We start from the raw sequence: 26,735 nt of genomic DNA, 5'->3' as shown, positions 1-26,735 counted from the left end.
ACACGGGTCCCGGGCAGGATTGTTATCGAATTGTTTCCGCCATCGACACGGATGCCAGAGCCCCCGGCTCCGCCTGAAAGCAGGTCGGCGCGCTGAACCACGGTGTTGCTACTGCCATAAAACGTGCAATCCTAGTCCGAGCGTGGCCGGGTTGTAGGTATTCGCGAGATAGGCGGTGCCGTCAGCGTTACGGGCGAAGAAGGGGTCATCATTCACCAGAGTCTGGCCGTTGCCGTAGATGGAGTAACTGAAGAAATTGCGCTGATCGATGATGTAGCCGAGATCCTGCAACGTTGCGATCTCCGCCTCCATCAGATAGGTGTAGTTCCGGTATCTCTGGTGGCTCATCAAACTGTTCTTATGCTCGGTATGCGACGCGAACGGTATATCCGGCTGACCATTCTCCCTCATCGCTCGCACCGGAATGCCGGGCATGGCCACCGGCTAGCACTTCATTCACATGCTTCCCGGCGAAATAGCCTTGATCGTGCCACAGATCAAAACCTCGTCAGCTGGCGAGTTCGCGCAGCCGGAACAATAAATCGCCTGTCCCGGCTTAGCCTGCTTGCCATTGTCATCGTACAAATGGCTCGTCCAAGCATTTATCGCGTCAGGGAAATACGGTGAGTGTGCAAAATAGGCGAAAATACTACTGCCGATACCGAGCTGATGTGCGCCCTCGTGAAACACAACGGCTGTCAGATTCGCCTGCGGCGTCATCGACAATTGCGATGGGATACATGCCTCGGATGAAACACCCGTCTCGCCGATTGTTATCATGCCATGCGCCCCATAGATCGGTTTGCCCGGATCCTGACCGGTGAGTGCCGCCTGCACCTTGGTGCCGGCACCCTGTATATCGCTGGACGTATGGATAGAGGCATGTGCGTTGTTATCGAGAAACCCGCCGATATTGACACTGGCCGGCGATTGACCATGTACGACCTTGATGATTTCAGCCCAATCCCGAATTGCCGCCAGTGATTGATCGATAGCGGTACGACAACCCCACCTCGTTTAAGTGGACGGGATGAGCGAGACTCGCGCGTGGATTTGACAACGCGAGGGACGCTCGTTCCATGCATCAAGACAGACATCAAGACAGGCATGATGCCGCCTCCTATCAACGGATCGAGGTGATCACAGGGGAAAGGCGACGGCGCAGTTGGAGCGATGCGGAGAAGGCGCGGATCGTGGCCGAGAGCGCCGATCCGGAGACGAGCATTTCCGAGGTGGCTCGACGCAACGGGGTGAACCGGGGACTGCTCAGTGTGTGGCGGCGCCAGGCGCGGCTCGCGTCGAGCGAAGCGCCGCAGTTCGTGCAAGTCAGGCTCGACGCCGCCGTCGAGGCGCAGCCGAACGCGATCGATAAGGCGCATGTTCTGACGGGGCCGGCCGAGCGGATCGAGGTGATGATCGCGGGCGCGACGGTGCGCGTGCCTGTCCGCGTCGACACTGCGACGCTGGAGCGCGTGCTGGCGGCGGTGAGATCGACGCGATGATCTCTTTCGGTCCAATGGTCCGTGTGTTCGTCGCGACGCAGCCGATTGACTTTCGTAAAGGCGTTCATGGCCTTGTCGCGCTGGTAGCGGAGGGATTGGGCGGCAAGCCCTACAGCGGTGACGTTTATGTCTTCCGATCGAAGCGATCGGATCGTTTGAAGTTACTGGTTTTTGACGGCTCGGGAATGGTTCTAGCGACGAAGTGGCTGGAGAATGGGGGCTTCGCCTGGCCACCTGTTCACGAGGGTACGATGCCGGTAACGGGGGCGCAACTGGCGATGCTGATTGAAGGTCTTGCGGAGTGGTCGCGTGTGGTCCCCAAGGTGACGAAGCGGCCGACGAAGGTTGCCTGAAGCGTCTTGTTTTGCTGGCGATTGTGAGTGTGTTCGTGTAGCTCTGCGATATGGCGCTTCGCCCCGAAGATCTCCCCTGTGACCCTGCAGCTCTTGCCGAGATGGTGTTGGCTTTCGAAGGCGAGAACGATGATCTGCGCGCAGAGATCGCCACGTTGAAGAGCCTGATCTTCGGCGCACGATCGGAGCGCTCGGCGATCGTCTGCGCCGAACAGATCGCGTTTGATCTGGAACCGACCGCCGGCTCACAGCTCCCGGCCAATGACGACAAACCGGACGCGCCGAGACCGAAGCGGCGCAAAGCGAGGCGCAACATCGGCGCACTGCCGGCGCATCTGCCCCGGATCGAGCGGGTGATCGAGCCGGCGTCCACGCGGTGCCCGTGCTGCACGGGTCAGATGCATCGGATCGGCGAGGAGAGCAGCGAAGCGCTCGATCGGGTTCCCGCGTGGCTGCGTGTGCTCCGCACGATCCGTCCAAAATACGCCTGCCGCTCCTGTGAGGGCGCGATTGTCCAGGCCCCGGCACCGGCGCGGCTCGTCGAGGGCGGCATGGCGACGACGGCGCTGATCGCGCATATCGCCGCGGCCAAATATGCCTGGCAATCGACGCTCTACCGCCAGACGCAGATCCTGGCGGGTCAGGGTGTCGTCGTCGACCGTCAGACGCTGGCGCGCTGGATGGGGAGCGCGGCGTGGCTGGTCAGGGGCCTCTACGATCTGCAACTGAAGACTATGCACGGCTTCGAGCGGCTGTTCTGCGACGAGACGCCGATGCCAGTGCTCGATCCGGGACGCGGCCGCACGAGGATCTGCCAGTTCTGGGCGCACGCGACGGACGATCGGGCGTGGAAGGGGCCGGCGCCGCCGGCGGTCGCCTACGTGTTCGCAGGTGGTCGCGGCAAGAAGGAGATCGTGGCGCAGTTGGCCGGCTTCGAAGGCGTGCTGCAAGTCGACGGCTATGCCGCCTACGCCTCGCTGGCGGGCGATGCGAAGATGTCGGGCCAGATCCAGCTGGCGTATTGTCTCGTTCACGCGCGCCGCAACTTCGTGAGGGTGCACAAGACGACGAACTCACCCTTCGCCGCGGAGGTCATCGAGCGCATTGCGGCCGTCTACGCGATCGAGGAGAGGATCCGCGGTCTCGACGCCGGGGAACGCCGCGCGACGCGACAGGCCGAGACGAAGCCGCTGATGGAAGCGTTGAGGATCCGTCTGATCGCGGTGAAGGACGGGATCTCCCGCCGCTCGACGCTCATCAAGGCGATCGACTACATGCTCGAACGCTGGCAGGGCCTGACGGCGTTCCTGGATGACGGGCGGCTCGAGCCGGACACCAACACGGTCGAGCGATCGATCAGGCCCATTGCGATCGGAAAAAAGAACTCGTTGTTCAGTGGTGACGAAGGCGGGGGCGAGACTTGGGCGATACTCGCTTCGCTTCTTAACACAGCGAAATTGAATGGTCTCGACCCCGAGGCGTATCTCATCGACGTTCTCGATCGCATGGTGAGCGGCGCCACGAAGACCAACCAGCTGCACGAACTTCTGGCCTGGAACTGGAAGGCCGCACGCGAAGCCGAAAAGCGGGCCGTGGCATGACGAAGCCGAAGCAACGGCGAGGAAAACGGGCCAAGACGACGATGGCGGACTATGCCATGTCGTTCGAACGGCTCGGGCAATGGATCAGCGAGCGCGCCAGGTCGCCGACGCTTCGGCATCCGCGGGCGACGTCGCTCTCCATGCTCGACGGCGCGGTGGCCGCGGTCGTTGCCGGGCCGGTCTCGATGGCGTCCGAGGAATGGGTGTGCCCGCTCCTCGGCGTAGATCCCGACGCCTTCAATCACGACACCGAGGAGTTCTCGGCGATCGCCGCCACGCTGATGCGCCACAACGCAATCAGCGAGACGCTGTCGACGGGACCGGAGAGCTTCGAGCCGCTGTTCGTGCGATCACCGGACGGCGAAGTCGACCCGCAGCCCTGGTGCATGGGCTTCTACGCCGTCATGAAGCTTCGGCTTCTCGTCTGGTCGCGGCTTCTCTCCCCGAACGGAACCGAACACCTTATGCTGCGGCCGATCTTGGTCCATTGCATCGACGACGCCGGTCGGCCCTTGCTACCCCCGGCCCGGCACACGCTGGGAACGCTGCCCGTCGCTCAAAACGTCCGGCGCGACATTCCCGTAGCCGTTGAGGCCCTGCGGCAGTTCTGGATGCCTATACGCTTCAAGCGCGGTGCGTAGGCCGTCCGCGCCAAGTCGTGGCCCTCTCGCACCGTTTACGATTGATCTATTTCCCCTCGCGACAGATTGCGCAGTGAAGCCTCAGGCTTCCTAGCCCGTCTTATTCATGATTGCCGGGCGGGGCAGCTGGAACATTTCCGGTCGGGGTGAAGGCGCGCGCGAACGCTTCGGCTTTTTCGCCGCTTTTCGACCCGACTTCGTGAACGCGTTGGAGGACGGCAGCGGGGTGACCGGGGCTCATGCCCCGCGCGTCAGGGTGCTTGCGGGACCAGAGCGTTTGCCAAGCCGCGGAACAGGTCGGCGTTGGGGCACGCCGCAGCGAAGGCGAGACGGACGCGGGTGGCGGTCTCGATGACGCGGGCTGCGATCTTGAGAAGCCTGAGCCTGATCGTGTTGAACTCGGCCGTTGCCAGATCGCGCGGCTTTGGGATGGCATCGCGCACGGCGAGGATGAGCCAATAGGCGGCGGTGTGGAAGACGAGGCGGACCTGGTTGGCGAGCGCCGAGCGGCAACTGGTGCGATCGGAGGCGAGCTGGGTCTTGTGCAGCTTGATCAGGTTCTCGGCCTGTCCGCGAGCGCAATAGAGGCTGTCATAGATCCACTCAGCCGAGCCGATATCCAGGCTGGTGACGACGTAGCGGACGTCGAGCCCTTGTTGGGTTGCCTCGATGCGGGCGACGACGCGGCGCTCACGATGCCAGGAGCCGGCCGCGTGGCGGGTCTCGGTGTAGCCGCGAACCACGATCTTGTTCTCGATCGCACGTTCGGTTCGAACTGCATCACAGACCTCGTCGACCTTTCTGGCGAGCGGCTTCGTGCCGGCTAGCGCGAAGATGTAATCGACGCCGTTTTGCTCGCAAAAAGTCATCGCCTCGGGGCCGGCGTAATGGCTGTCGCCGCGGAAGGTGATACGCGTATCGGGCCAGCGCCGGCGAATGCGCCGAACCAGGCGGCGCAGGTGTGCCCGCACCTCGCGGCCGCTCGGCGTCTTGCCGGGGCGCAGGATGACCGCAACAGGCCGGCTGTGCTCGGTGTCGTAGACGTGGATCGGCAGGAAGCAGTGTTCATCATAATGGGCGTTGAACAGCGAGAGTTGCTGACGGCCATGCACCACGTCGACCGTGTCGTCGATGTCGAGCGTGATTGCGCTCGGCGCTCGCGCGTAGCTGTCCATCCATAGGTCAACCAGCACAGAGCTCAGCCGGATCACCTCGCGCAGGTGTGGTGCATTCTCCAGGCGCGATAGGGTCGGCTGCGAACACAGATCCCGGCCAGTGTCCGGCAGTCGGCCGCAAGCCAGCTTGAACGCCGGATCGCCGCGTAAACGATCGAGATCATTGCCATCCTCGTAGCCACACGCGATGGCAAAGATGCGGGCGCGGATCATATCCGCAAGGCTGTGCACGATGCGTCCCGGATCGCGCCGCTCGGGGAATACGCAGGACAACTTCGCGGCCAAGCCGAGGCGCCGGTCCGCCATGGCCAGAAGCATGACGCCGCCATCCGACGTCAGCTTGCCGCCGTCGAACGAGGCTGTGATCTTCTTGCGGGAAACGGCTGGAAATGAGAACGGCAGACTCGTATCGTCGGTCATGGCGAGTGTGGCGGCCCGGATGCGCGGAGGGTGGGTGTCAGCAACCGAATCCTACGCCACCTCAGCGGCTTACGCCACGCTCGCCAGCCTCTCAACAAGCCGCTGATGAATAAGACGGGCTAGTTTCACCGCAACAGTAAGGGCCGTCGCCGGTACCGAATATCCGCACCCGCATGAACGGCACACCGTTCGAATCCCTGATATCGTAGGTTTCAATGGCCTGGCCGGGCGTGGCGAGTAACGCGTGAACTGCAACGGCTGTGGCCGTCATTGCGATTTTCTTGGTTTTTAAATCATAAACTTCCAGCTGGGGACTAGTTGTGCATCAGCGTGTTTTTGCTATCTCACTGCGACCGTGTGTGCACGTTGACCGCCCGCGACCTACCGCTGCGGGCGTCATTGGTGACATCGTAGGTTACGCGCGTGCCTTCCTGAGGCTCCGAGCCGAGTGGCAGCGCTTTAATATGCAGGAAGACATCGTCGCCCCCTGAGTCGGGCTTGATGAACCCAAAGCCGCGATCGGCGACCCACTTCGTCACTATTCCTGATTGCCTTGATCTCAACTTCCTTCCCCTCGAAGCTAAGCCGCCTCAGTTGGCGGCTCGGAGTGCTGTTGACCGGAGTCTCTATTGAGATGAGTGAGCTTCAGTGGACAATCCGACAAAGCAGAGGAACTGCAGGCTGTTGGCAAGTAGTGCAGCAAAAACCGAGCCAATCACCTGACGGTCCGCGCAGGCGCAGTAAACTTGACGCACGGCGCAAGGGGCACGCACGGTGGATGCTTTCTGTCTGAAAGCAAGCCAACACTTGTTCGGCGCCCGCCAACGATGTCGCGAGCTCGACATTGCATACGAAGTACGACAACTCGCCGCACGTATGCGTGAGATGAGCAAGGCTCCTAGCTAGGAGCTTGTCTGGATAGTCGCTGTTCAAATCTGGTCGGGTCTGATTCAACATTGGGCGATGAGCAAGTATTTTCGGCCTTGGAACGTCGATCAGACGCTGCTTCTGCCGCCGAATGTGCAGGACTTCGTGCCGAAAGGCCATGTCTCGCGGTTTATGGTTGATCTGGTGCGGGAGAGCCTCGATCTCAGGGAGATCATGGGCAGCTATGTGAGCGGGCTTGGGCAGCCGCCGTTTGATCCGCGGATGATGGTGGCGCTGCTGCTGCATAGCTATGCGAGTGGGCTGTATTCGTCGCGTCGGATTGCCAAGGCCTGCCGGGAGCGGAACGATTTTGTGATGATCGTGGCGCTGGATGCGCCGGATTTTCGGACGATCAGCGACTTTCGCAAGCGACATTTGAAGGCGCTCGGCGCGCTATTCGTGCAGGTTCTGAAGTTGTGCGAGACGGCCGGGCTGGTCAAGCTCGGTCATGTCGCGCTGGATGGTACGAAGATCAAGGCGAACGCGTCGAAACACAAGGCGATGAGTTATGAGCGCATGAAGAAGCGCGAGGCGGAATTGAAGGCCGAGGTCGCTCGCATGCTGGCGGCCGCCGAGGCGGCGGATGCCTCGGAGGATGAGACTTTCGGCAACAGCGACGAACTGCCGGACTGGACCGTCGACAAGCAGAAACTGCTGGCGAAGATCCGGCAAGCGATGGCGGCGCTGGAAGCGGACGCCAAACTGGCGGCGGAGCAAGAGCACCGCATCGAGGCCGAAAAGGAACAGCAGCGCCAGGCCGAAGGCCGCAAGAAGCCGGGCAAACCGGCGGCGCTGCCATCGGAGGAACCCAATCCCAAGGCGCAACGCAACTTCACCGATCCGGAAAGCCGCATCATGAAGTCGAAGGATAGCTTCGTTCAGGCCTATAATGCCCAGGCGGCCCGTCGATGCACATGCCCAGATCATTGTCGCGCAAGAACTGACCCAGCACGGCAGCGATCAGGGCCAGTTGGTGCCCCTGATCGAGGCCATCGAGAGCAATCTTGGCCGCAAGCCGCGGCAGGCCTCAGCGGATTTCGGCTACTGCAGCGAAGCCAATCTCGAAGCGCTCGACACACGCAGCATCGATGGCTATGTCGCGCCCGGACGCGCCAAGCACCCGACAGTAGCGAACGGAAAAGTCGGCGGCCCGCTGACACAGGCCATGCGAAAGAAGATCGACGATGGCGGCTTCGAAACACCCTACCGATTGCGAAAGCAGTGGTGGAGCCGGTGTTCGGACAGATCAAACAGGCAAGAGGCTTCCGCCAGTTCCTGTTGCGGGGCATCGAGAAAGTGCGCGCCGAGTGGACAATGATCTGCACCGTCCATAACCTCCTCAAGCTGTTCAACCTCGCAAACGCAGCCTGAGCCTGCTACTCTACAACAAATGCCCGTCACGAAAACATATCTGGACGGGCTCCTAGCACTACTTTGGCAGATTTATTCACGCCGTTGCTTTTCGCCGATTTGTCTTCTGCAGTACGGGCATCGCTGAGGTCGTGGTCGAACGATGAGTTCGACGATGGTTTGGCGCACGGCCGGCAGGCTCGGTTGAGGCGGAGGACCGCTGATTCTTTGTTTCCGCCCCGCTTGTGCGAGACGGCGATACTGGAGGAATGCGTAAGCGATCATGGTCATAAGAGCATGACGATGGAGGCCTTGCCAGGACCGTCCCTCGAAGTGATCGAGCCCCAGTTCCTCTTTCAACTGCTGATGGGCCTGTTCGCCACTCCATCGGGCTTTGATCGTGGCAGCTAACGTGCGCAGGTCCGTTTTGGTCGGCAGATTGGCGAGATAATACTTCGTCTCTCCCGACGCCCTGTGTTCACCGATGAGCCACGCTTCGTCTCCCGGAAGATGCTGCTGGCCCATGTCCTTGATCCGCTGCGGAGGTCCATCCGCGGTCCGCACGCGAACCGCGGCGAAGCGAGCTTCCAACCTCCCCTTGGTCCCGTTTCGCCAACTCACATTTTGCCACTTGGCATTGGCCAGCATGTCTTCGGCCGCCGTCGACAATACATCGGGAATGTGCCGCTTGCGGGGACGACCTCGACCGGCGACCGGCCAGATCAGTTTAACCCGGACCGGATAAACCTTCTGGTGACGAGGGATACCGACGGCCCAGGCCAGGCCGCGTGTCGTGAGCCCCTGACGGAACGGCGCGCTGAGACCGTATCCAGCATCTGCCAGCACACAGCCAAAGCGAACACCGGCTGCGATCACGCGATCAATCTCGGCCAACGCGATCTCTGGCTTGGTTCGCGCTACGCGATGCTCGACTGGAACACCGGCGCGGTTCAAACGCACCGGATTACTCGTCCAACTCTCGGGAACGAAGAGACGTCATGCCACCATGACCGGCACTTCACCCCGCGCAAGCGTCAGCGACACCAATGTTTGGCAATTGGCCGTCTTGCCGAGAGACGAGGCATATTGCGGAGCGACACCAACCGAACGATCGCCCTTCTTCGGCATCGCGGTGTCGTCGATGACCAGCACCGCATCTTTGCCGCCGACCAGGCGATCGGCCTAAACCAGCAATTCCGACTCCAATGGCGTCGCATCCCAGACGCCATCAGCGATGAAGTGGTGCAACTGGTTATAGTCACCCGGTGCCAGACGCGCCGCCATCCGCTGGATGCTCGTGCGATCGCCTGGTCCAATCAGTCCCGAGATATAAAGCGGACACATCCTTCGCCGAGCCCTGTGACCCAAGCGATCCAGGAATGGCTTGAGCCAGCGTCCAAGCTCGTCTTCCCACTTCGGCGTCGTGTTCACCATGGTCGGCCCTCCAAAAGCCGACCGCCCATGAATCATTGAAAATCCGATTCGGGAATCTGGAGGGTTCTGTGAGGTCGCGCTCACGCGAGGGCGCGGCAGGCGCTTATGACGCGACCTCATTGAAGCCGGATTGAACGAAGGCGCGGGAGGCTATTCGCGGTTTTGCAGCTATGGGGATTGTTCGAGATCGCCATGCCCGATCTGCTGGCTCGGCGCGTGAGGCAGAGACACAGGAGTGCGCATCCTGGAAGAGTTGAGATCAGACGCGCTTCGCCTGAGATCGCGATAGGCCTTTTGCTGCATCGGACGGTTGTTGTCGCGCAGTGTGACAGCACGGATTCGACATCGTCCGCGATGATCGAGACGCTGGGAGCGAAATGACGAATGATGATCGTCGTGCACGACATGACTTGGCTCACGATGTGTCGCATCGGAACGGTGATGTTCGAGGGCTGGAGCGTCTGAAGCTATGTCGAAAGCGCTCAATGATGCGCATGACGCCACCACAATCGGGACAGGCAGGAACCTCGGCCCAGGTTTGAGCCTCCGAATCCACAGGCGACGGCTGGCCATCGTTTGGGGCTGTTCGCTCATGATCGAGAAGTTCGCGGCAAAGGGCGAGCTTGGCAGCGCGATGGCGGTTGGCCATGAAGCCGAAGTGGCGGATGCGGTGGAAGCCGTCAGGCAGCGTATGAAGCAGGAAACGGCGAATGAACTCATCGGGCTTGAGATTCATGATCTTTGTCGCGCTGTTTTGGCGATAGTCCTTCCATGAGAAGGCGACATGATCGTCGTCGAGTGCGACGAGCCGGCTGTTGGCGATCGCGACGCGATGGGTGTAGCGGCCGAGATAGGCCAGGACCTGTGCGGGTCCGCCGAAGGGCCGCTTGGCGTAAACAACCCAGTTGATGCGTCGCATGGCGTCGAGGTGGGCCGCAAAGGCAGCCGGCTCGGCCAGAGCTCCGAGATCGCCGAAGAAACGCAAGGCACCGGAGTTGAAGGCTGCCGACAGACGTTTGAGAAAAAGTGTGCGAAATAGTCTGGACAACGGTTTGACGGCCAGGAAGAAGTTCGGTCGGCAAGCGGTCCAGCGCGCGCCATCGGGCGAGAGGCCGCCACCCGGAACGACGCAATGGACGTGGGGATGATGCATCAGCGTCTGTCCCCAGGTGTGGAGGACGGCGACGCCGCCGATCGCACCGCCGAGCCGGCGTGGATTGGCGGCGAGCGTCGTCATCGCCTCGGCGGCAGCCTTGAACAGGATGGCATAGACGACGGCCTTGTTCTGGAAAGCGATCGCGGCGATCGGTGCGGGAAGTGTAAAGACGACGTGGAAATAGGGAACCGGAAGCAGGTCGGCTTGACGCGCGGCGAGCCACGCGGCTCGGGCTCTCCCCTGACACTTCGGACAGTGCCGATTGCGGCAGGAATTATAGGCAACGCGTGTCGTGCCGCAGTCGTCGCAAGCCTGCATGTGGCCGCCGAGCGCCTCGGTCCGGCACGCAACGATCGCGCTCATCACGCGCCGCTTGACCCGCCCCAGATGACCGGCATGTACACGGCGATAGGCGTCGCCATGCCGGCACAGAATATCGGCAATCTCGATGGCGGGCCTGTTGGAGCGGATGTCGGAGCGGGTCATGACCCGCATCCCGCTGCGGGTCATCCAGGTGGCGTCACCTCCAGCGACAGGCGATCGAGCGGGCTCTGCGTCGCTCGGATCGTATCGGTGGCGACCTGCGTGTAGCGCGCTGTCGACGACAAATTATTGTGCCCGAGCAAGACCTGGATGATCCGGATATCGGTTCCGTTCTCGAGAAGATGTGTCGCGAAGCTGTGGCGCAGCGTGTGCAGCGTGACGCGCTTGGTCAGGCCCGCAGCCTTCACCGCCGACCGGCAGGCGGCATGCAGCACGGTCTGATCGATCGGATGATCTTCGTCACGACCAGGGAACAGATAAAGCCGCGGCCGGGCGAGCCGCCAGTAGATGCGCAGGATGCCCAGCAGCTGGGGCGACAGCATCACGTTGCGATCCTTCGCGCCCTTGCCGTGGCGCACCTGGATGACGCCGCGGGCGCTGTCGATGTCTTCGATCCGCAGTCCCGCAACCTCCGAGGCCCTGAGCCCGGCCGCATAGGCGGTGGTGAGCGCGGCGCGGCTCTTCAGGCTCGATACCGCTTCAAGAAACTGAACCACTTCGTCGGCGCTGAGAACGACCGGCAGCTTGCGCGGTTTTCGCGCATAGGGAATGCGCTCTGGGATGAGCGCCTCGCCGAGCGTGACGCCGTAGAAAAACCGTAGCGCACAGACGATCTGGTTCAGCGCCGGCCATGAGATGCCGGTCGAGACCAAATGCACCTGGAAGGCGCGGACGTCTTCCAGCTCTAACCGGTCAGGCGATCGGCCAAAAATAGCGGCTGAACTTCGAAACCGCGCTGATGTAGGATCTTTAGCGTCGCCGGCGACAGATTGCGGACGGTCATGTCTTCGATCATGCGGCGGCGAAGAGGGCTCAAATCGGCCATCTCGATACTCCTGTCTGAGGGGGTGGGCTCCAACACCCACATCCTCTCAGCCAGGAGGCGATCTATGCCACCTTGCCCCCTACGCCGCGGCAGCGGCTTCGTTCAATCAATTTGTGGCTGCTTGCGAGCAATCTGCCGACCGCTAATATACTAGGTCCCTTCAATGACGGATCGATTGTGAATGCTTCGTTGACGTGCGACTCGGTACCGGCGCTGCAACCCATACAGGATTTCGCGATGCCCATCATCTCGTGAGCATCAGCCAGATTGTGATCCAGGGCCAAGGCTCGCTTGCACTCAGCCACGCCTTGGGTCACCCGCTTCGTAATAAGCGCGCTCGATTGCACAGCCGGTGAGTGTCTCGGTGCGGTCAACAACGTCCCGCAATATGTGACAGTCGAGGGCGCGGGCAAGCCGAGGGTTGGGTGCGAGAGTGAGCAACGCGTCTTCCGACCCAGCATGCTGGCAGTAGAGTTGCCGACGCCATATTGGCTTTTTCCGGTCCCGGTCGTTGCAGGCCGCTGCGGGATGACTGCCGATTGTGCTCGCGAGAAGGTATACTCTGACGATTCGTTCAACCCAGTCGGAGAATGCCAGATGGCCAAAAAGCCACCGTCTACCTCGCCCTTCAAGACCGTACACCCAATCACTTCATCGAAGATCAAGCGCCTTGCAGGCGTTGCGACGGCCACGCCGAGCAAGCTATCGAACAAGCAAACCCAGGAACTCGGAGCATCCGTGCTGCGACACATTGAGCCGAGAGGCGGTAAGGTGAAGTAACAGTATAAGCCCTTTTTCATTTGAGCATTAGCTGGGCCGCGCGGGCCATGTCCGCTCGGTCTACCGCTTTCGGTAGGTTGCAACCCTCGGCGGGGGTGTGCAACCTGCCGGGACTTTGATCCCCGCGGAGAGGCGTACGCCCATGAAGCGAATGTCGGCCCGTGAAGCGATCATCGCTGTCTCCCTCTTGGTCGTCTTCGCGCTTGCGATTTGGTTTGGCGCTATGCCGTGAAGGCCGAGCACGCGGCGATCGGCCTCGATGGCCACACTTCGACCGTCAACGAAAAATAGCCGGCAGGCTCGGATGTATGGTTTGCCGGGTGTCTGAGTCGGCCGCTGTGCCTGCCACTCAGGCGGCTTCACACTCTTGCGGGAGCGGGCGCTCCACCGCGACCGGATCACGGTCGATAATCGTCAAATAGGCGCGCTCGGTCTGATCAGGAGCATATTGCCCTTGCTGCCGATCTCGCAGGATCGGCCAGCTTTACAGAGAAGCGCAGGGCAAATCCCTCCTGCGTCAGTCCGACCTTCTTCCGAATCCTGGCGCATCTGCAGGACATGGTCCCTGCCTACATGTCCGGGCGCGAAGATCTTGCCGAGATCGCCGAGTACATCGCGAAGAAGCGGGAAACGGTGAACGAGACAGAATCCTGCGCAGCGCGTAGGGCGCTTGCCAGCGCGCTACTTTTGGTCGCCATTTTTGCGTCAAGGTTGTGCGGGATTAGAGTCCGATATAATCGCGTCAGAGAGCCTGGGAATGCGTTCCCCGACAAAGTGTCGCCGCGTGGCATTGGAGGTTAGCTATGAAACCACGCGCCGCTGGGGACGGAAATTCGGCAACGTGCTCTCTGACCGCGTCCGCCAGCGCGCTCTCGATCGCGGGCGGACAACATTGGCTCTGGTGCACTGTCAATCACAATGGCTTCGTTCTCGACGTCTTAATTCACCCGATACTTCTTCTCGATATAAGCTCAAGCACATCTCAATCTGGAAAGTGTGACGAACTGCGCCAAAGCATCCGCCCGCTCAGCGCTCAGCACCGCCGTCGAATCGACCTTGTCTTTTCGACCGCAGCAACTGATTTTAGGGAGCTTTGGCCTCCACAAAGACCACTATTGCTATTTCTTGACGAGCAAAGGGTGTGCCAACGAAGATTGCGCAGTGAATGCTCAATGGCGATAGAAAAGGTGTGCCTCGCTGGTGCGGGCTTCGATCGCGTCGGCCTTGCGGCAACGGCGCCGACTGAAACAGTGTCGATGACGGCGCCAAAGGGATTTCATCCATGTCTGAGCTGCAGCGAAAGAGTCGCTTGCACGGGTCGATGATTGCGGAGAGGATAAGGTCAACATGACGCCGCCGCGGCCAGGCCTGAGTGCAAGGACCACAACCTGAGTAAGTCGCAAAGCAGACAAAGCCAACACAAATACGGTACGAACTGTCGACTATTGCCTGGCACGAAGAATGCTGACCCTCGACGTGCCGAGGGCACCCTCCCTCAGGCATGGCTACCATCGCAAGTTGAGGCCGTGGCTGGCCAGTGAGGTTAGCGGCGCGTGACATAAGCCAAGGACGGCGTCTGCTCGGCCGATACCGACGGGCGTCTTGTCACGTCGCTGCTAACTTTCAATGCTGCGTAACAGCGTGTTTGTGATCCGCGTAGGATTAGTGCCTCACAGAGAGAACAGATGGATCCGGGCGGCAGGTAAAAATTCCAAGAAAACGCGTGCTGTGGTTCTGTCTCGGCCTCTTGCTGGTCTGTGTGGCTGACTCGGCCCTCAGAAGCAACGGTGTTCGCGCCAACGACAATCCCCTCATCCATAAAGTCAAATCGATCTGGCGAGCGCAGAACGGACAGACCGTCGAACGCATTATCTCGAAGCTCTCGAAAGTAGCGCACTTGGTCCCCCAAACCTGGGGCATTGCTGGAGGAGGATGCTTGACACCTTGCTGGCTCGAAAAAGCAGGTGGATCGAAGTCGGGAGGTCTTGGAGAGAACCGGCCGATGCCAACCTTACTCCCAGTGCTCTCAGGGATAGGAACTTCTCGCAGATCGCAGTGGGAGCAAACCCCGGTTGATAATTGCTGTGGGACGACCGAGCGATTTCGGCAATGCGCGGGCGAGGGAGCGAGATGTCCAATGAGGACAGGCGTACTATGACGCGCCGCTTTCGGAGCCGGCCGAGCGGCAGCGTAGAAGAGGTCCGCTAAAATGAAGCAAATCGCCGCACAAGGAGCCGATCGGAATCATGATGCCAGCGTGAGCATGGCGGAGGTTTGCAACTTGATTGATATCAAACCACGGAGTGATTTAGCAATGAGTCCAGACCAGAGCGAGACACCACGAAAATCCGGCAAGGGCAACCCGAACGCGGATCGGCAGAGCGACGAAACTGCACAGCAGAGGCGGAAATCGGGTCAACAAGAGGGCCCGCCGCCAGATCAATTGCAGCACACGCCGAAGGAGATCGGCGCGCAGTTCGCGTCAACTGACACCTCTTCGACTGACACCTCTTCGAACGGCCGGATCGTATCAGCGGAAACAACGCCGGTCAGCTATCAAGAAATCGCAAAAAACTATGCTGACTATGTCAAAAAATCCTTCGAACACACCAAGTCGTTTTTCGAGAAGTTGGCGGGCGCGCGATCGTTTTACGAAGCTCTTGAGCTTCAAACCGATTTCCTGAAACAGACTCATGAAACTCTCATTGCTGGCTCTCAGAAGATCCATAGGCTCCACGGGGAATTGGCCAAGCAGACGATAATGCGTTTGCAGGGGTTAGGGCCCAAGACAAACCTGCCACGCTCTACAGACGTGCGACCGGGACAGTAATCCTGCGAAACAGCGAGTAACGCAAATCGCGGTTCCGACGATCGTGGCCGGCTTGCGCTGGAAGTCGTACCTTCGCGGCGGATGATCCTGGAAGGACCGGGAGTTTCCGCCAAGCTCAGCGCGCCTCTGCGTTCCGGAGGAAGGCGTTGGAGAGGTGTCATTCGCTTTGCGGCCGCAAGCAGCCTCCTGTCATCGAGAAACCGATGGAAACCCGTTTCGAGCTGGACGTCGTCGTGCGTCAATTGCGCGAACGAGCCAATGAGGTCTCTGCTCAGTTACTATTCGACATTCGCTACGTGCTGCAGATAAAGCCGCGGTTTGGTCCTAAAGTCGAGGATTACCTCAAAGTCAGAGGCAGTCCGGCATCCAAATGCTGCAGATATCCAGGGTTCGCTTTGGAATTCGACAAAGTTGCTGAAGCCCAGCTTCGCTAGGGCGGCGTTGTCGTCCGGGCCATGCACCTATGCAAGCCAGTAGTTGTTGGGACTCGGATTGCCGTGTCAGGCTGTCGAACGCAGCGGGCCGAATTGTGCAGGTTGATCGTGTCCCCGGAGTGCACGCTCCGTCCTCGCGTCTGGAGCTGTGTAGTGCGCGGCGACCTACCGTACCTAGGCTGCGTGATTTTCATGGGCCTGGTCTCCATCGGCATCATAGTAGTCGCAATACTTATGCAATGAGGTGAAGACAACGCCTACTTCGCGTTCCCGGAGCGCAGCAAGATGGACGGTTGGTTAGTGACTGCTGCTGTCTTCAAGGAAGATGGCGACGACGAAGAATTCAGACACGTAGTATACGCGGTTGCCGTCGCTGACCCGGCGGAAGCGGTGAGGATGACGATAGCCGACTGCGGCGCAAGGGCCGGAATGCTTAACTGTCCGCTTCAAAAAGAGCAGTTACAAAAGCTCGGTTTGGAGCCCGGCGAACTGATCGCGATACACGATGGCAATCATCCAATCCCCGCGCCCTCTCGGCGTCATTAGCCACGTCTGGTTTCGTTCAAACGGCGTCGGGTTGACTGCGTGCATGTCTGAAAGTCGCACGAGAAGTGCACCGGGATTGCGCCGTTTACTCTCCGGTCGTCTGGCACGCGCGTTGCTGAGCAGTCTATGGCTTGGCCGCTTATTGATTGACCCTCGTGAGGGCCAGGTCTGTTTGAGGTGCGACGGCGTGCGGGCGGTCGTCAGCAGTCGCCCGCACGCTTTTCCGTCGCGTCGGCCTCACTGTGCTCTGTCGATACCGCGCCGTTTGGCTCTACTTCTGCACGGTGCCGTGGCATGCGAGTTGTTGAGAGGCTTATCGGCTTGGCTGTTTATCTTCACGCAACACGGACCAAGCTTGACGTAGCAAACTCCGCGCGGGCGGTCTCCAAATGCCCGCGCGTTCTTTCGGAGTCGCAGGCCGCGCGGCCGGCCACAGGGGGGCTGTGGAGATTGTTCCGTGACCCGTGATGAGGCTTTAAAGAACGCGATAGAGGCGCTGAAGGGATGGTCCGAAGGAAAGGCCGATACGAGCGTCGTACTTGCCGCGATTGCGGAGCTTATGGCGACCAGGCCGCCACCAAGGCCGCCTTCAAAACCGGAGCTTTCTTCATAAGGAATGTGTTGCAATGGACAGGCTGGAATTTATACCGGCTTTCGAGGCAGCTATTCGCTCCGCCGACCCTGAGAAGCTGGCCGCACTTCGGGAGATCGTCCGCCAGCAAGGAGGCCCGGACGAGTTCGCGAAGACGAGCACAGAGCTTGTACGCAAACATCCGCTTACACTCTTTAGGTCGATCAAGATCATCTGCGACGCGGCGCATCAGGAGCCTCGCTCATGAGAGGGCAAGCCGATGAACGGTAAGCTCGACAATCGCGCTTTGTTCGTTGATGACTTGGTCAGGGTGGCTGCGAGCGATGACAGATAGCAATGACAACATCATCCCGGACGTCGGACCGCCTTCCATCGACCTGACCGGAATTACATGACAGCGGTTCAATTGGCCGCGCACTTCAAGATTACACCTGCAACGATCGTCCGTTGGGCGGAACGGCCCAACTTCCATGCGCGAGCACTTCCGCCGGAGAGGCAGCTTGGCTTGTGACAGACGTGCAAGAATGGAACCGCCAGCGTAAACGCGCATACCGCGCCGCGCTGCGAGCCCAAGAGAAGGCGGTCGAGACGGCCGTGGAGAGAGCTCGTCACCGCCAGCGCTTAATCGCCGCGTTTGCTCGCACATGTCCGCCGCAGGTCGGGCGATCGGCTGTTCCGCTGTCGGGCGCGCCTCTTTCGCGCAAGATGATCGTCCAAGCGGATGGTTCCCTTGCGCCTGCGCCCAGTGAGCAGCATGACCGGCGCACGATGCCCAAAAATAGCCGCTGATCGTACCAGATCGGCGACCACAGAGAGGGCGCACGCAGTTAATCGCATGCGCTACAGTCGATCCACAGCCCAACGCCGCCCGCTTGAAATACATGCGGACGGCGTTGGCTCTAGCCCAGGAGGGTGTATGCAAAATCCTGACTTGGACAAAGTATGGATGAGGGGGCGCGCCTTCGCCATCCGTATGACTCCGGTACTCCCCAATGAGTAGGGGAGCTGTGCCGCGAGGTCTAGGGTCGCGGGCGACTAAGTTACTCCGGCCTCAGCCTATGCCGGGGCGACCCGGACAATGGTAACCGAGTCGAGTGCGGTAATTGATGGAGCCGGCGCGGAGATCGCCCCGCATGTCGTTGGTGGCGTGAAGCTCCATGGCTAAGCGTTCGGCGTTTAGGACTTTAGGCGCCGATTCAGCGCTTCAGCCAAGCGTCGTTCGAAATCGGCCTTACGCTCCGCAATGGGGCGATCGAAAAAGTTGTCACGGACAACAATTCCGCGAGCCTCGTCTGCGTCGATATGATCGATGTTGCAGTCCTTGAACGTGCAGCCGGTGAAGGCGAGTTGTTCGGCGCTGCTATCAAGCACGATGGTGCATTTCACGAAGGTGCAGCCATCAAAGCGGGCAAAATGAACCTGGCCGCGGAAATCAAATATCTCGGCGTGAACGGTATCATTCCAGAATACGCTTCTTCGTGGATATCGGTCACTGTTTCGCCTTTTAGCCCTCCGTGCCGCTGAGTTGCCTTCCGTCGAGCCCTTCGACACGCACCGTCAAATACCTTGAACCGACCGCGAAGCTGTGGGCCAGCTTGACGCTCCCGAACTCCTCGGCGAAGCGTGAGGTTCGCGACCGCTTCAAACTCTTCGGCAGCGAGATTGCGGCCGCGATTCCTGTTCAATTCGCTGAGCAAGTCTTTACGGTCACGCCTCACGTTTCTTTAGCCCGTCAGTCATTGCTCGCGCGCTTCACCGGCCTAGTTTGCACGTCGTTCTCACCGGAAGATTGTCGATCAGTGAGCGGCGCCTTGAAGAGCGTTTTGGTCGATCCTGCGCCATTCCAGATCGACATCGGGAAGATCTCTCGGAACCAATGTGGCAGTGAGGCTCCGCAATTGCGATGCCGCACGCCTGTATGCCTCCGACAAATCCAGGGCGACGCGATGATCGTTTTCCGAATGCAGTTGCTTCCCCCAAGACTTGGTAGTTGAAGTTTGTTGGATAGCGCCCTTTGATAACCAATGATCCGATGGCCTGCAGGCCGAACCTGCAGGCCGAAAGGCAAGCCCAGGTTTGCCGGAAAAGGCGCGGATTCCGGCGAAAGTTGCCTCGGGCTGTTGCGACAATAGAAGCGGTAGGACACACGATGCTCCGCACTCTCTTTCTGATCGCCTTAACGTTTGTCGTCACGACAAAATCGGATGCTCAAGGCACCGACGCCAATCCCATCTATCTTGACCAGGGTGTGGATTGGACCGCGGCAGCGAGAGCTGACTTCTATTCGCGCGATCAGGGCTCGCGTTTGATTACGTTGTCTTGGATGCAGGCGCTGAAGCAAAGGAACGGACAGCCATTCCTCGCGGATGGTTTGTCACGGTACGGCTATCTACCGAATCCTGCAAACACGGCCAATCTTCCCGTCGGCTTTCACGCTTCTGGCCCTCAAGACTTCCAGGTCGTCGGAATGACCTGCTCAGCCTGTCACACGCGCCAGATCGAAGCTGATGGCAAGATGTATCGGGTGGATGGCGGTCCGGCGTTTGTAGACTTCTACGCATTGCTTGGCGATCTGGACAAGGCTGTGGGCGACGTGATTGCCAGTGACAGCTCGTTCGCTCCGTTTGCTGCAGCTGTCCTGCGGTCCACAACGCCGGACGCGGCCGACGTTGCGGATCTTCGTCGGCAGGTCGAGGGGTGGTACTTGCGGTTTCACACGCTTATTGTGCGCGCGCTGCCCAAGACCGGCTGGGGAGTTGGCCGTCTGGACGCTGTGGGGATGATTTTCAACCGCATATCCGGACTGGACATAGGCCCGCCGCCCGACTTCATGATCCCGGGAAACATGAAAACCGCGGACGCTCCCGTGAGATACCCATTCCTCTGGAATTCGCCGCGGCAAGATAAGACGCAATGGCCTGGCTTCGCAAAAAATGGAAATGACATCTTGGGGCTGGCTCGGAACGTTGGCGAGGTTCTGGGAGTATTCGCTACGTTCGAGCCGAAGCGCCAGGGCGCGATCATCAATTTTCTTGACAATAATTCCACCAATTTCGACGGCCTGAGCCAGCTTGAAAACCTGGTGAAGCGGATCGGCCCTCCGAAATGGCCCTGGACGATTGACGCTGCTTTAGCCGCGCGCGGCAAAGCGATTTTTGAAAGGGATTCCGCTGAAGCGGGATGTAGCGGTTGCCACGGGATAGAAGACGGAGAGCAACGCTTTCCATTTGTCAAAACATGGCGAACTCCGGTCCAGAACGTTGGTACCGATACACGAGAATACGACATCCTCGCCTGGAAAGCGAATACGGGCGTGCTGAAGGGAGCGTACATTCCCTTCGCGACCGCCCCCCTAAAGGAGAACGATGAGATTCTTAACATTCTTGCGACCTCGGTCATTGGTTCGATCGCGGAACACCTGTTGGCCGGCGGCGCCCCTTCAACCAATGCCCGGGTGGCAGCGGCGCCAGATCCGGGCTCGTCGGACACACCGGAGTCTCTGGGGCTGGTGCGGCTACCGCCAACGCTGCAGGATCTGCTAACGGCTTTCGATACTGTCAGCACCTCGGAAGCAATCAAGAAGGCCAGGCGGCAGGGAGCAGAACGAGCGTCTCACGCTCAGCTCCCTCCGTGGGGCTCCTACGAGGCCCGTGTTCTGCAGGGTATTTGGGCCGCCGCACCTTATCTCCATAACGGCTCGGTCCCGACGCTGGCGGAATTGCTCAAGCCATCAGGGCAGCGCAGATCGCAGTTTAGCGTCGGACGGAAATACGACATTGAAAACGTTGGTCTTGCTGCTACCCAGGAGCCGCTGAGCGACACTCTATCCGTGACGGACTGCAGCAATATCAACTCTGGAAATAGCCGATGCGGCCACGAGTACGGGACAAGTTTGAGCGATCAGGACAAAAAGGCGTTGCTTGAATACCTCAAGACACTGTGACCCGCTTAGGCGCCCCTCTTTGACCGGCTTCCAGCCTGCTGCCGGTTCCAGTATCGTTTGCGCAAAAGACCCTCATTCACCGAGTTCTCGCTGCCGGCGCGAGCATTGGAGTGGACATCTGATCCAGCGCAGCTGCTCAAGGTCGCACAAGTGATGGCCCACCAACGTTTGCCCCTCTGCCGTACGCGTCGCTTGTGTGTAAGAAAAGAGGTTCCACATGCTCCCAAGCTCAACAGTGCATCACAAAGAATGCGTTCGCTGTGGTTCTGGATTAGTGACCCTTGAGTGGCACGAGCTCGTCAACGCGAATGAAGCTCAAGATCTTTGGCGCTGCTGGAACTGCAAACACCAGTTTGTCTCCGTCGTCACTTCAGATGAGAGGGAGCCCTCAGCCGCAGAGATCACAAGACCATTCTTTACGAGCCTGCTGGTGTGACCAATGACGCCGGAGCAGGTCGACCTTGTCAGGACTGCTAGGCCACGCCGTGCCCGGCATCAGCGGGCGCTATATCGGCGAGCTAGCCATGCTGCGCTCGACTGAGTTACGCGAGGCGCAAGAGAAGATCAGCGCTCACGTGTTCAAGCTTCTCGGGTTGAAGCTTCCACGGGGTACGATGAGGGCCGCCGGCTAAGTCGGGGGCCTAAGCACGGACGATCTAATCCAATCTGCCAGGTGAGCGGTCACTTGATACTCGCGCGCTTTGCGCAATATCGCGTCGCGCTTTGCGCATGCCGGCATTTGGTCAGCGCGGCTCCTTAAGCGCGCCGCCTCTTCCAACAGGCGGTCAGTAAGGGGCTTTGTTAGCTTGAAAAGCCTCCGGTGTTTGGTCATGCACGTTCTCCCCGGATGTGTACCTTAGACCATGCGATCTCTGCCGAGAGAAACCTATGCTGGGTCGCTGGCAACACGATACGCGGGCGGGTTGGAGCGGACCGCCCGCGCTAGTTCTCACTTTGACGTTAGTGTCCCGCGACATCGGGGCCAAGCAACCAAGCCCAGCAACTAGCGTGCCAAACAATCGCACGCGGCCCGAAAAGGCTCTGGTCAGCCGTGCCTTGAGGATTGGGGCGGCTCGATCCTAGCCGGTATCAGGACGCCACGTCCGCGAGATCAGCGGATCAATCCGATCATCGTATATGGTCACAAGCTCGCCGGCTCTTAGGCCAAGGCCCTTCAAGTCGGCTTCGCGGAGTTCGGAATTCGAGATCGCTGCTTCGCCCGCGCTGGCCGCCAATGAAGCCTTTACTGCTTCTGCCGCATCGGCGATTGCGACCGCATAGGTTACATATCGAAGCTTGCCGTCGTCTTTGGGGACGCCGATCGTAACCATCCATCCTGCTGCCATCACTCCTCCGATATTCAAGACAGGCGGTTACTCTACGCATTCACCCCTAGCAGCCACCTCCCAATAACGGCAGGATTGCAAATCCGTGGCGGCCCAGTCCGCAAGATCACGGGACTCTCTTCCATGCGTGGCGCGAGCTGCGCTGGACTGCGACTTGGAGGAACGCCGCAGTGGCGAGCAAGTTTGAGCGGATCGACACTGTCGCGCGGCCGGTCAGGCGGCGGCGGTTATGGGCTGACGGTCAGTCGGTTTGGCGATGACCTCGATCCCGTCGTTGAATGTCACACCGAGAACGAGTTTTGGCAACTGGTTGTGGCCATCGAGACGACGCCAGCTTTTCTGCGCGGCCTCAAGCAGTTTGAAGACCATCGCGAGCGCCGTTCTGTTGGACAGGCAGCCCTTCGATCGGATCGTGCGGTGGCGCACGGTAGCGAAGGTGCTTTCAATGGGATTGGTGGTCCGCAGGTGTTTCCAGTGTTCGGCCGGGAAGTCGTAGAACGCCAGTAGCGTGTCCCGATCCTTGCTCAGGCAGTCGGCCGCCTTCTCGTATTTGGGCGTGTAGCTCTCGATGAAGGCGTCGAACGCCAGCTCGGCGGCGGCCTTGGTTTCGGCCATCCAGATCTCCTGCAACGCGCGTTTGGCTTTAGGCTGCTGGCTCTTCGGCAACTTGGCGATCACGTTGGCGGTCTTGTGTACCCAGCAGCGCTGCTCGCGCGTTTTCGGCCAGACCTCGCCGGCGGCCTTCCAGAACCCGAGCGCGCCGTCGGCGATGGTGAGCCGCGGCGGCACGCCGAGCCCGCGCCGCTTCAGGTCGAGCAGCAGATCGCGCCAGTCCTGCGCGCTCTCGCGGGCGCCATCGGTGAAGCCGACCAGTTCCTTGCGGCCTTCCGGCGTCGCGCCGATCAGCACCAGGATGCAATGCTTTTCGTCTTCGAGGCGTGCTTGGAGATGGATGCCATCGGCCCAGATGTAGACGTAGCGCTTCGCCGACAGATCGCGCCTCTGCCACGCGGTGTGTTCGTCAAGCCAACCGTCCTTCAGACGGCCGATGGCGGATGCCGACAACCCGGCAGCATCCTTGCCGAGCAGCGCCGCCAGAGCCTCGGAGAAGTCGCCGGTGGAGATACCCTTCAGGTAAAGGATCGGCAGCAGCGTCTCGATCGATTTCGAGCGGCGCATGTAGGGCGGCAGGATCGACGGAGAGAACCGGATGCGGTCGGGATCGGTAGCCTCCGCCTCGCGATCGCGTACACGCGGCTGGCGGACGCCGACCGGACCGATACCGGTCATCACCTCGCGTTCCGGCAGGTGACCGTGGCGCACGAGCGCTGGTGGCCGTCCGCAGTCTTCAAATCGGCATGCTTGCCGAGAAAGTCCGCGACCTCGGCCTCGACCGCCTGGGCCAACAGAGCACGCGCCCCATTGCGCAAGATTTCGGTGAGTTGATCGTCGACGTTTCCTGGCTGAATCAACTTGATGATGTTATCTTTGGACACGGCATATCGCTCCTTCGGTGGAGAAGTGGAGGCGTCAAGCACCCCCACGATATGCCGCCTTCCCGATTCCCGCCGTCACCAACTTTCAGCGATAGCTCGTCTCCGTGCGCGCCAAAGCCATCCTCGCCGGGATCATCGATCGCTAGGGGGCGCCGGGGGCAGCGCAGCAAATAGCCAAATCAAGCATCGGGCCGTACAGCCTGCCGGCTCCGATCAATAGTTCTTCCGCGACAATTTCGATAGCGCGCCAGCTTTCCGCCACGAGCGTCTTTGCTTTCGCCTCATAGTGCTCGCGCGGCTCCGGCAATTGCGTCATTGCGCTGGTGATGTTGGCTTCGTCATCGCCAGCACAAAGCAGCCGGCCGGTGAAGCGAGCTTCCGCGAATGGCCCTGCCATCGTGATCAAGATTTCAGTCTTGGGGCTGGCCTTCTCGTGCCACATGTGCCCATGTGCGACCCATAAAAGGAATGATGGCAACACACGCGACCTCTATGTCTAGTGCGCGAGCAATCACTGCATGACCCGCCTCGTGATATGCAGCGATCTCGCGCTCTTCGAATACTTCGGTGTACTCCTGCTCGATATCCGGAGGATGGCAGCGCGACCCCAGGGGCCTGACATTGCTAGGGCGTAACTTTAACGCGCGCATCCGCGTTATGGAAGAGAGCTTCCGTTTTGGAGGCCGCCTAGGTGTCGGCCTACGCGCTTCGAGCTTCGCGATCGCGGCAAGCACGACGGCCGTTGCGACCTTCCGTTGAGACCATTGTGTGAGCGCCTCAATGGCGATCTTCAACGCCCCTTCACGGGTCATGGCATGATCTCCACAGCGTGCACCAACCAGAGCATTTTCCGATCACGTCCAGCATGGAGCTGCCAAAGCCCATCCGGCGAAGTCATAGGCACCGAAAGGACTCGGCATGGCCAGGGCAACCTCTGCGGTCACGTCGGTTGTGCGCGTCACGAGGCCGCGGTCCGGATGGTAAGATGCCGCAGCAGCGCGGCGATCTGTGGCCATATCATTGGGCCGGCGTCCGGCTCGATCTCCGAGCCAACCGCCCAAGGGTGCAGCAGCAATTCCTACTGCATTGCTGACGACCGTGCTCGCAAAGGCGAGAGGCGGCAACTTGCAGGACGTTTCGGGCAGGACACTGCGCAACCAAAATCCGAACGGCAGCGTACCGGCACCGAGCAGAAACGCGATCCGCCATCCGTACGCGTCCAGCGCCTCGCTTGTTATGGCGACGGAGAGTATTTCTCCGACCAGCGCTCCGCGCCGTTTCTTTCGCTCCGCCTGACTAGCACTACTTTGGCAGATTTTGGCGATTGATCGGCGAAACTGGATTGAACGAAGCCGCTGCCGCGGCGTAGGGGGCAAGGTGGCATAGATCGCCTCCTGGCTGAGAGGATGTGGGTGTTGGAGCCCACCCCCTCAGACAGGAGTATCGAGATGGCCGATTTGAGCCCTCTTCGCCGCCGCATGATCGAAGACATGACCGTCCGCAATCTGTCGCCGGCGACGCAAAGATCCTACATCAGCGCGGTTTCGAAGTTCAGCCGCTATTTTGGCCGATCGCCTGACCGGTTAGAGCTGGAAGACGTCCGCGCCTTCCAGGTGCATTTGGTCTCGACCGGCATCTCATGGCCGGCGCTGAACCAGATCGTCTGTGCGCTATGGTTTTTCTACGGCGTCACGCTCGGCGAGGCGCTCATCCCAGAGCGCATTCCCTATGCGCGAGAACCGCGCAAGCTGCCGGTCGTTCTCAGCGCCGACGAAGTGGTTCAGTTTCTTGAAGCGGTATCGAGCCGGATCGCGCCGCTCGGGGAATACGCAGGACAACTTCGCGGCCAAGCCGAGGCGCCGGTCCGCCATGGCCAGAAGCATGACGCCGCCATCCGACGTCAGCTTGCCGCCGTCGAACGAGGCTGTGATCTTCTTGCGGGAAACGGCTGGAAATGAGAACGGCAGACTCGTATCGTCGGTCATGGCGAGTGTGGCGGCCCGGATGCGCGGAGGGTGGGTGTCAGCAACCGAATCCTACGCCATCTCAGCGGCTTACGCCACGCTCGCCAGCCTCTCAACAAGCCGCTGATGAATAAGACGGGCTAGTCCGAGCTAGGCCGCGGACAGTGGATCCCCGATTTCACCGCTTGAGGGGTTCCGGGTTTTCCTTGTGTATCCTGATGAGCTCCATCAGGTTTTCGATGCCGAAGCCGGTGAACGCCATGACGCCTTCGTCACCTATGCCGTAAACCCAGATGACGCCGTCCTCCGGATCGGAAGCAGGAAGCGCGACGCTGCTGCGCCGTCCGCCGGCGGCGCCATCCGCCTGTCCACGCAGACCAGCTGCAGCAGCTCGGCCATCGCGCGCTCGCCGGCCTCCGCCAGGCTAGCGCCGCTGATGATTACGGGCGGCAGCGCTCTTCCAGTTCTTCAGTCGCTGCAGAACTTCTCTAACTTCAAGATTGGGGCCGTTCCGTTCAGCGTCCTTATTGCGGCCGGTCTGGTCGCGGTGGTTTCGATCCTGATCAATGGCACCATCGTTGGGCGGCGCTATATCGCGGTAGGTGCCAATCCAGCGACGGCGCAATCATCCGGCATCAAGATTTTGCGGTATCAGATTGGTACATATGTGGCGGCGGCCATTTGCTACGCGATCACCGGAATTCTTCTTGCAGGCTTTGTCGGCTACGCCTCGCCTACCGCAGGAAGCGACTACCTCTTGCCAAGCATTGCTGCAGTCGTCGTGGGAGGCACTCCGTTCACAGGCGGTCGTGGAAGCGTGATCGCAAGTGGCGCCGCAGCCTTGTTCATGGCGTAACTGGGACAGATGGTGCTCGC

Annotated in this window: 18 protein-coding genes and 6 pseudogenes; 13 read left to right on the top strand and 11 right to left on the bottom strand. The window is 60.3% G+C overall.

Translation table 11 applies throughout. From position 1 onward, the window contains the following. Nucleotides 1-108: 108 nt before the first annotated feature. Nucleotides 109-441, bottom strand: a complete 333-nt coding sequence (locus tag ACVIGA_RS43560; protein WP_456671086.1) for a hypothetical protein — start codon at nt 439-441, stop codon at nt 109-111. Between the two features lie 15 nt (nt 442-456). Next, nucleotides 457-837, bottom strand: coding sequence for a hypothetical protein (locus ACVIGA_RS43555; protein WP_456671085.1), 381 nt, complete (start codon nt 835-837; stop codon nt 457-459). Between the two features lie 356 nt (nt 838-1,193). Between ACVIGA_RS43555 and ACVIGA_RS43550 the strand changes: the two genes are divergently transcribed. The 4 genes from ACVIGA_RS43550 to ACVIGA_RS43535 are packed head-to-tail and all read left to right on the top strand — an operon-like array spanning nt 1,194 to nt 4,097. After that, nucleotides 1,194-1,502, top strand: coding sequence for a transposase (locus ACVIGA_RS43550; protein WP_420840936.1), 309 nt, complete (start codon nt 1,194-1,196; stop codon nt 1,500-1,502). Continuing rightward, nucleotides 1,499-1,855, top strand: coding sequence for an IS66 family insertion sequence element accessory protein TnpB (gene tnpB, locus ACVIGA_RS43545; RefSeq protein ID WP_176528770.1), 357 nt, complete (start codon nt 1,499-1,501; stop codon nt 1,853-1,855). Before ACVIGA_RS43550 ends, tnpB begins: the two co-directional genes overlap by 4 nt. A gap of 50 nt (nt 1,856-1,905) precedes the next feature. Beyond that, on the top strand, nt 1,906-3,456 hold the full coding sequence (gene tnpC / locus ACVIGA_RS43540; RefSeq protein WP_208067377.1) for an IS66 family transposase: 1,551 nt from the start codon (nt 1,906-1,908) through the stop codon (nt 3,454-3,456). Next, nucleotides 3,453-4,097, top strand: coding sequence for a UPF0149 family protein (locus ACVIGA_RS43535; RefSeq protein WP_224943706.1), 645 nt, complete (start codon nt 3,453-3,455; stop codon nt 4,095-4,097). The genes tnpC and ACVIGA_RS43535 overlap by 4 nt, the downstream gene beginning before the upstream one ends. Nucleotides 4,098-4,348: 251 nt before the next feature. Here the strand turns inward: ACVIGA_RS43535 and ACVIGA_RS43530 are convergent, their stop codons facing one another. Both ACVIGA_RS43530 and ACVIGA_RS43525 read right to left on the bottom strand, forming a co-directional pair. Continuing rightward, nucleotides 4,349-5,692, bottom strand: coding sequence for an IS1380 family transposase (locus tag ACVIGA_RS43530; protein WP_456666193.1), 1,344 nt, complete (start codon nt 5,690-5,692; stop codon nt 4,349-4,351). Nucleotides 5,693-6,036: 344 nt separating this feature from the next. Beyond that, nucleotides 6,037-6,231 carry a cold-shock protein gene (locus ACVIGA_RS43525; protein ID WP_371821856.1) on the bottom strand — a complete coding sequence of 65 codons (195 nt, stop codon included), beginning with the start codon at nt 6,229-6,231 and terminating at the stop codon, nt 6,037-6,039. Nucleotides 6,232-6,655: 424 nt separating this feature from the next. Here ACVIGA_RS43525 and ACVIGA_RS43520 point away from each other — a divergent pair. Continuing rightward, nucleotides 6,656-7,990, top strand: a pseudogene (locus tag ACVIGA_RS43520) (IS1182 family transposase). Between the two features lie 76 nt (nt 7,991-8,066). On the opposite strand, the pseudogene ACVIGA_RS43515 reads toward ACVIGA_RS43520, so the two are convergent. The 3 genes and pseudogenes from ACVIGA_RS43515 to ACVIGA_RS43505 form a co-directional block, all read right to left on the bottom strand. Further along, nucleotides 8,067-9,403, bottom strand: a pseudogene (locus ACVIGA_RS43515) (IS701 family transposase). A gap of 415 nt (nt 9,404-9,818) precedes the next feature. Beyond that, nucleotides 9,819-11,045 carry an IS91 family transposase gene (locus ACVIGA_RS43510; protein WP_173643881.1) on the bottom strand — a complete coding sequence of 409 codons (1,227 nt, stop codon included), beginning with the start codon at nt 11,043-11,045 and terminating at the stop codon, nt 9,819-9,821. Nucleotides 11,046-11,065: 20 nt separating this feature from the next. After that, nucleotides 11,066-11,928: pseudogene (locus ACVIGA_RS43505) on the bottom strand (tyrosine-type recombinase/integrase). A 2,989-nt stretch (nt 11,929-14,917) separates the two neighbouring features. On the opposite strand from ACVIGA_RS43505, the gene ACVIGA_RS43500 reads away from it, so the two are divergent. From ACVIGA_RS43500 to ACVIGA_RS43475, 6 genes are all read left to right on the top strand, one after another. Next, a complete protein-coding gene (locus ACVIGA_RS43500) occupies nt 14,918-15,538 on the top strand; it encodes a phasin family protein (protein ID WP_456671084.1) in 621 nt (206 codons plus the stop codon). A gap of 203 nt (nt 15,539-15,741) precedes the next feature. Further along, nucleotides 15,742-15,972, top strand: coding sequence for a hypothetical protein (locus ACVIGA_RS43495; protein WP_224944563.1), 231 nt, complete (start codon nt 15,742-15,744; stop codon nt 15,970-15,972). Nucleotides 15,973-16,257: 285 nt separating this feature from the next. Next, the gene (locus ACVIGA_RS43490) at nt 16,258-16,518 is read left to right on the top strand and encodes a hypothetical protein (RefSeq protein WP_176396394.1); all 261 of its coding nucleotides are present in this window, start codon (nt 16,258-16,260) and stop codon (nt 16,516-16,518) included. A 626-nt stretch (nt 16,519-17,144) separates the two neighbouring features. Further along, a complete protein-coding gene (locus ACVIGA_RS43485) occupies nt 17,145-17,357 on the top strand; it encodes a hypothetical protein (RefSeq protein ID WP_207841036.1) in 213 nt (70 codons plus the stop codon). 1,055 nt (nt 17,358-18,412) lie between these two features. Continuing rightward, entirely contained in the window at nt 18,413-18,634 is a 222-nt protein-coding gene (locus ACVIGA_RS43480; RefSeq protein ID WP_176396393.1) for a hypothetical protein, read from the top strand. A 625-nt stretch (nt 18,635-19,259) separates the two neighbouring features. Continuing rightward, nucleotides 19,260-21,053: a di-heme-cytochrome C peroxidase gene (locus tag ACVIGA_RS43475; RefSeq protein ID WP_224497198.1), complete on the top strand. Its 1,794-nt coding sequence runs from the start codon at nt 19,260-19,262 to the stop codon at nt 21,051-21,053. Nucleotides 21,054-22,132: 1,079 nt separating this feature from the next. Here the strand turns inward: ACVIGA_RS43475 and ACVIGA_RS43470 are convergent. The 3 genes and pseudogenes from ACVIGA_RS43470 to ACVIGA_RS43460 form a co-directional block, all read right to left on the bottom strand. Further along, the gene (locus ACVIGA_RS43470; RefSeq protein WP_173644004.1) at nt 22,133-22,399 is read right to left on the bottom strand and encodes a hypothetical protein; all 267 of its coding nucleotides are present in this window, start codon (nt 22,397-22,399) and stop codon (nt 22,133-22,135) included. 213 nt (nt 22,400-22,612) lie between these two features. Next, a pseudogene (locus ACVIGA_RS43465) lies at nt 22,613-23,895 on the bottom strand (IS256 family transposase). Between the two features lie 142 nt (nt 23,896-24,037). Further along, a complete protein-coding gene (locus ACVIGA_RS43460) occupies nt 24,038-24,337 on the bottom strand; it encodes a hypothetical protein (RefSeq protein WP_176535512.1) in 300 nt (99 codons plus the stop codon). 1,006 nt (nt 24,338-25,343) lie between these two features. Between ACVIGA_RS43460 and ACVIGA_RS43455 the strand changes: the two are divergent. Further along, nucleotides 25,344-25,739 (top strand): annotated as a pseudogene (locus tag ACVIGA_RS43455) (site-specific integrase); the annotation flags it as partial. Here the strand turns inward: ACVIGA_RS43455 and ACVIGA_RS43450 are convergent. Beyond that, nucleotides 25,695-25,880, bottom strand: a pseudogene (locus ACVIGA_RS43450) (transposase); the annotation flags it as partial. The pseudogenes ACVIGA_RS43455 and ACVIGA_RS43450 overlap by 45 nt on opposite strands. 415 nt (nt 25,881-26,295) lie before the next feature. On the opposite strand from ACVIGA_RS43450, the gene ACVIGA_RS43445 reads away from it, so the two are divergent. After that, nucleotides 26,296-26,715 carry an ABC transporter permease gene (locus ACVIGA_RS43445; RefSeq protein ID WP_456671098.1) on the top strand — a complete coding sequence of 140 codons (420 nt, stop codon included), beginning with the start codon at nt 26,296-26,298 and terminating at the stop codon, nt 26,713-26,715. Nucleotides 26,716-26,735 lie beyond the last annotated feature (20 nt).

Source organism: Bradyrhizobium sp. USDA 3240, from assembly GCF_054063295.1.
This window is presented reverse-complemented; position numbering and strand designations above follow the sequence as displayed.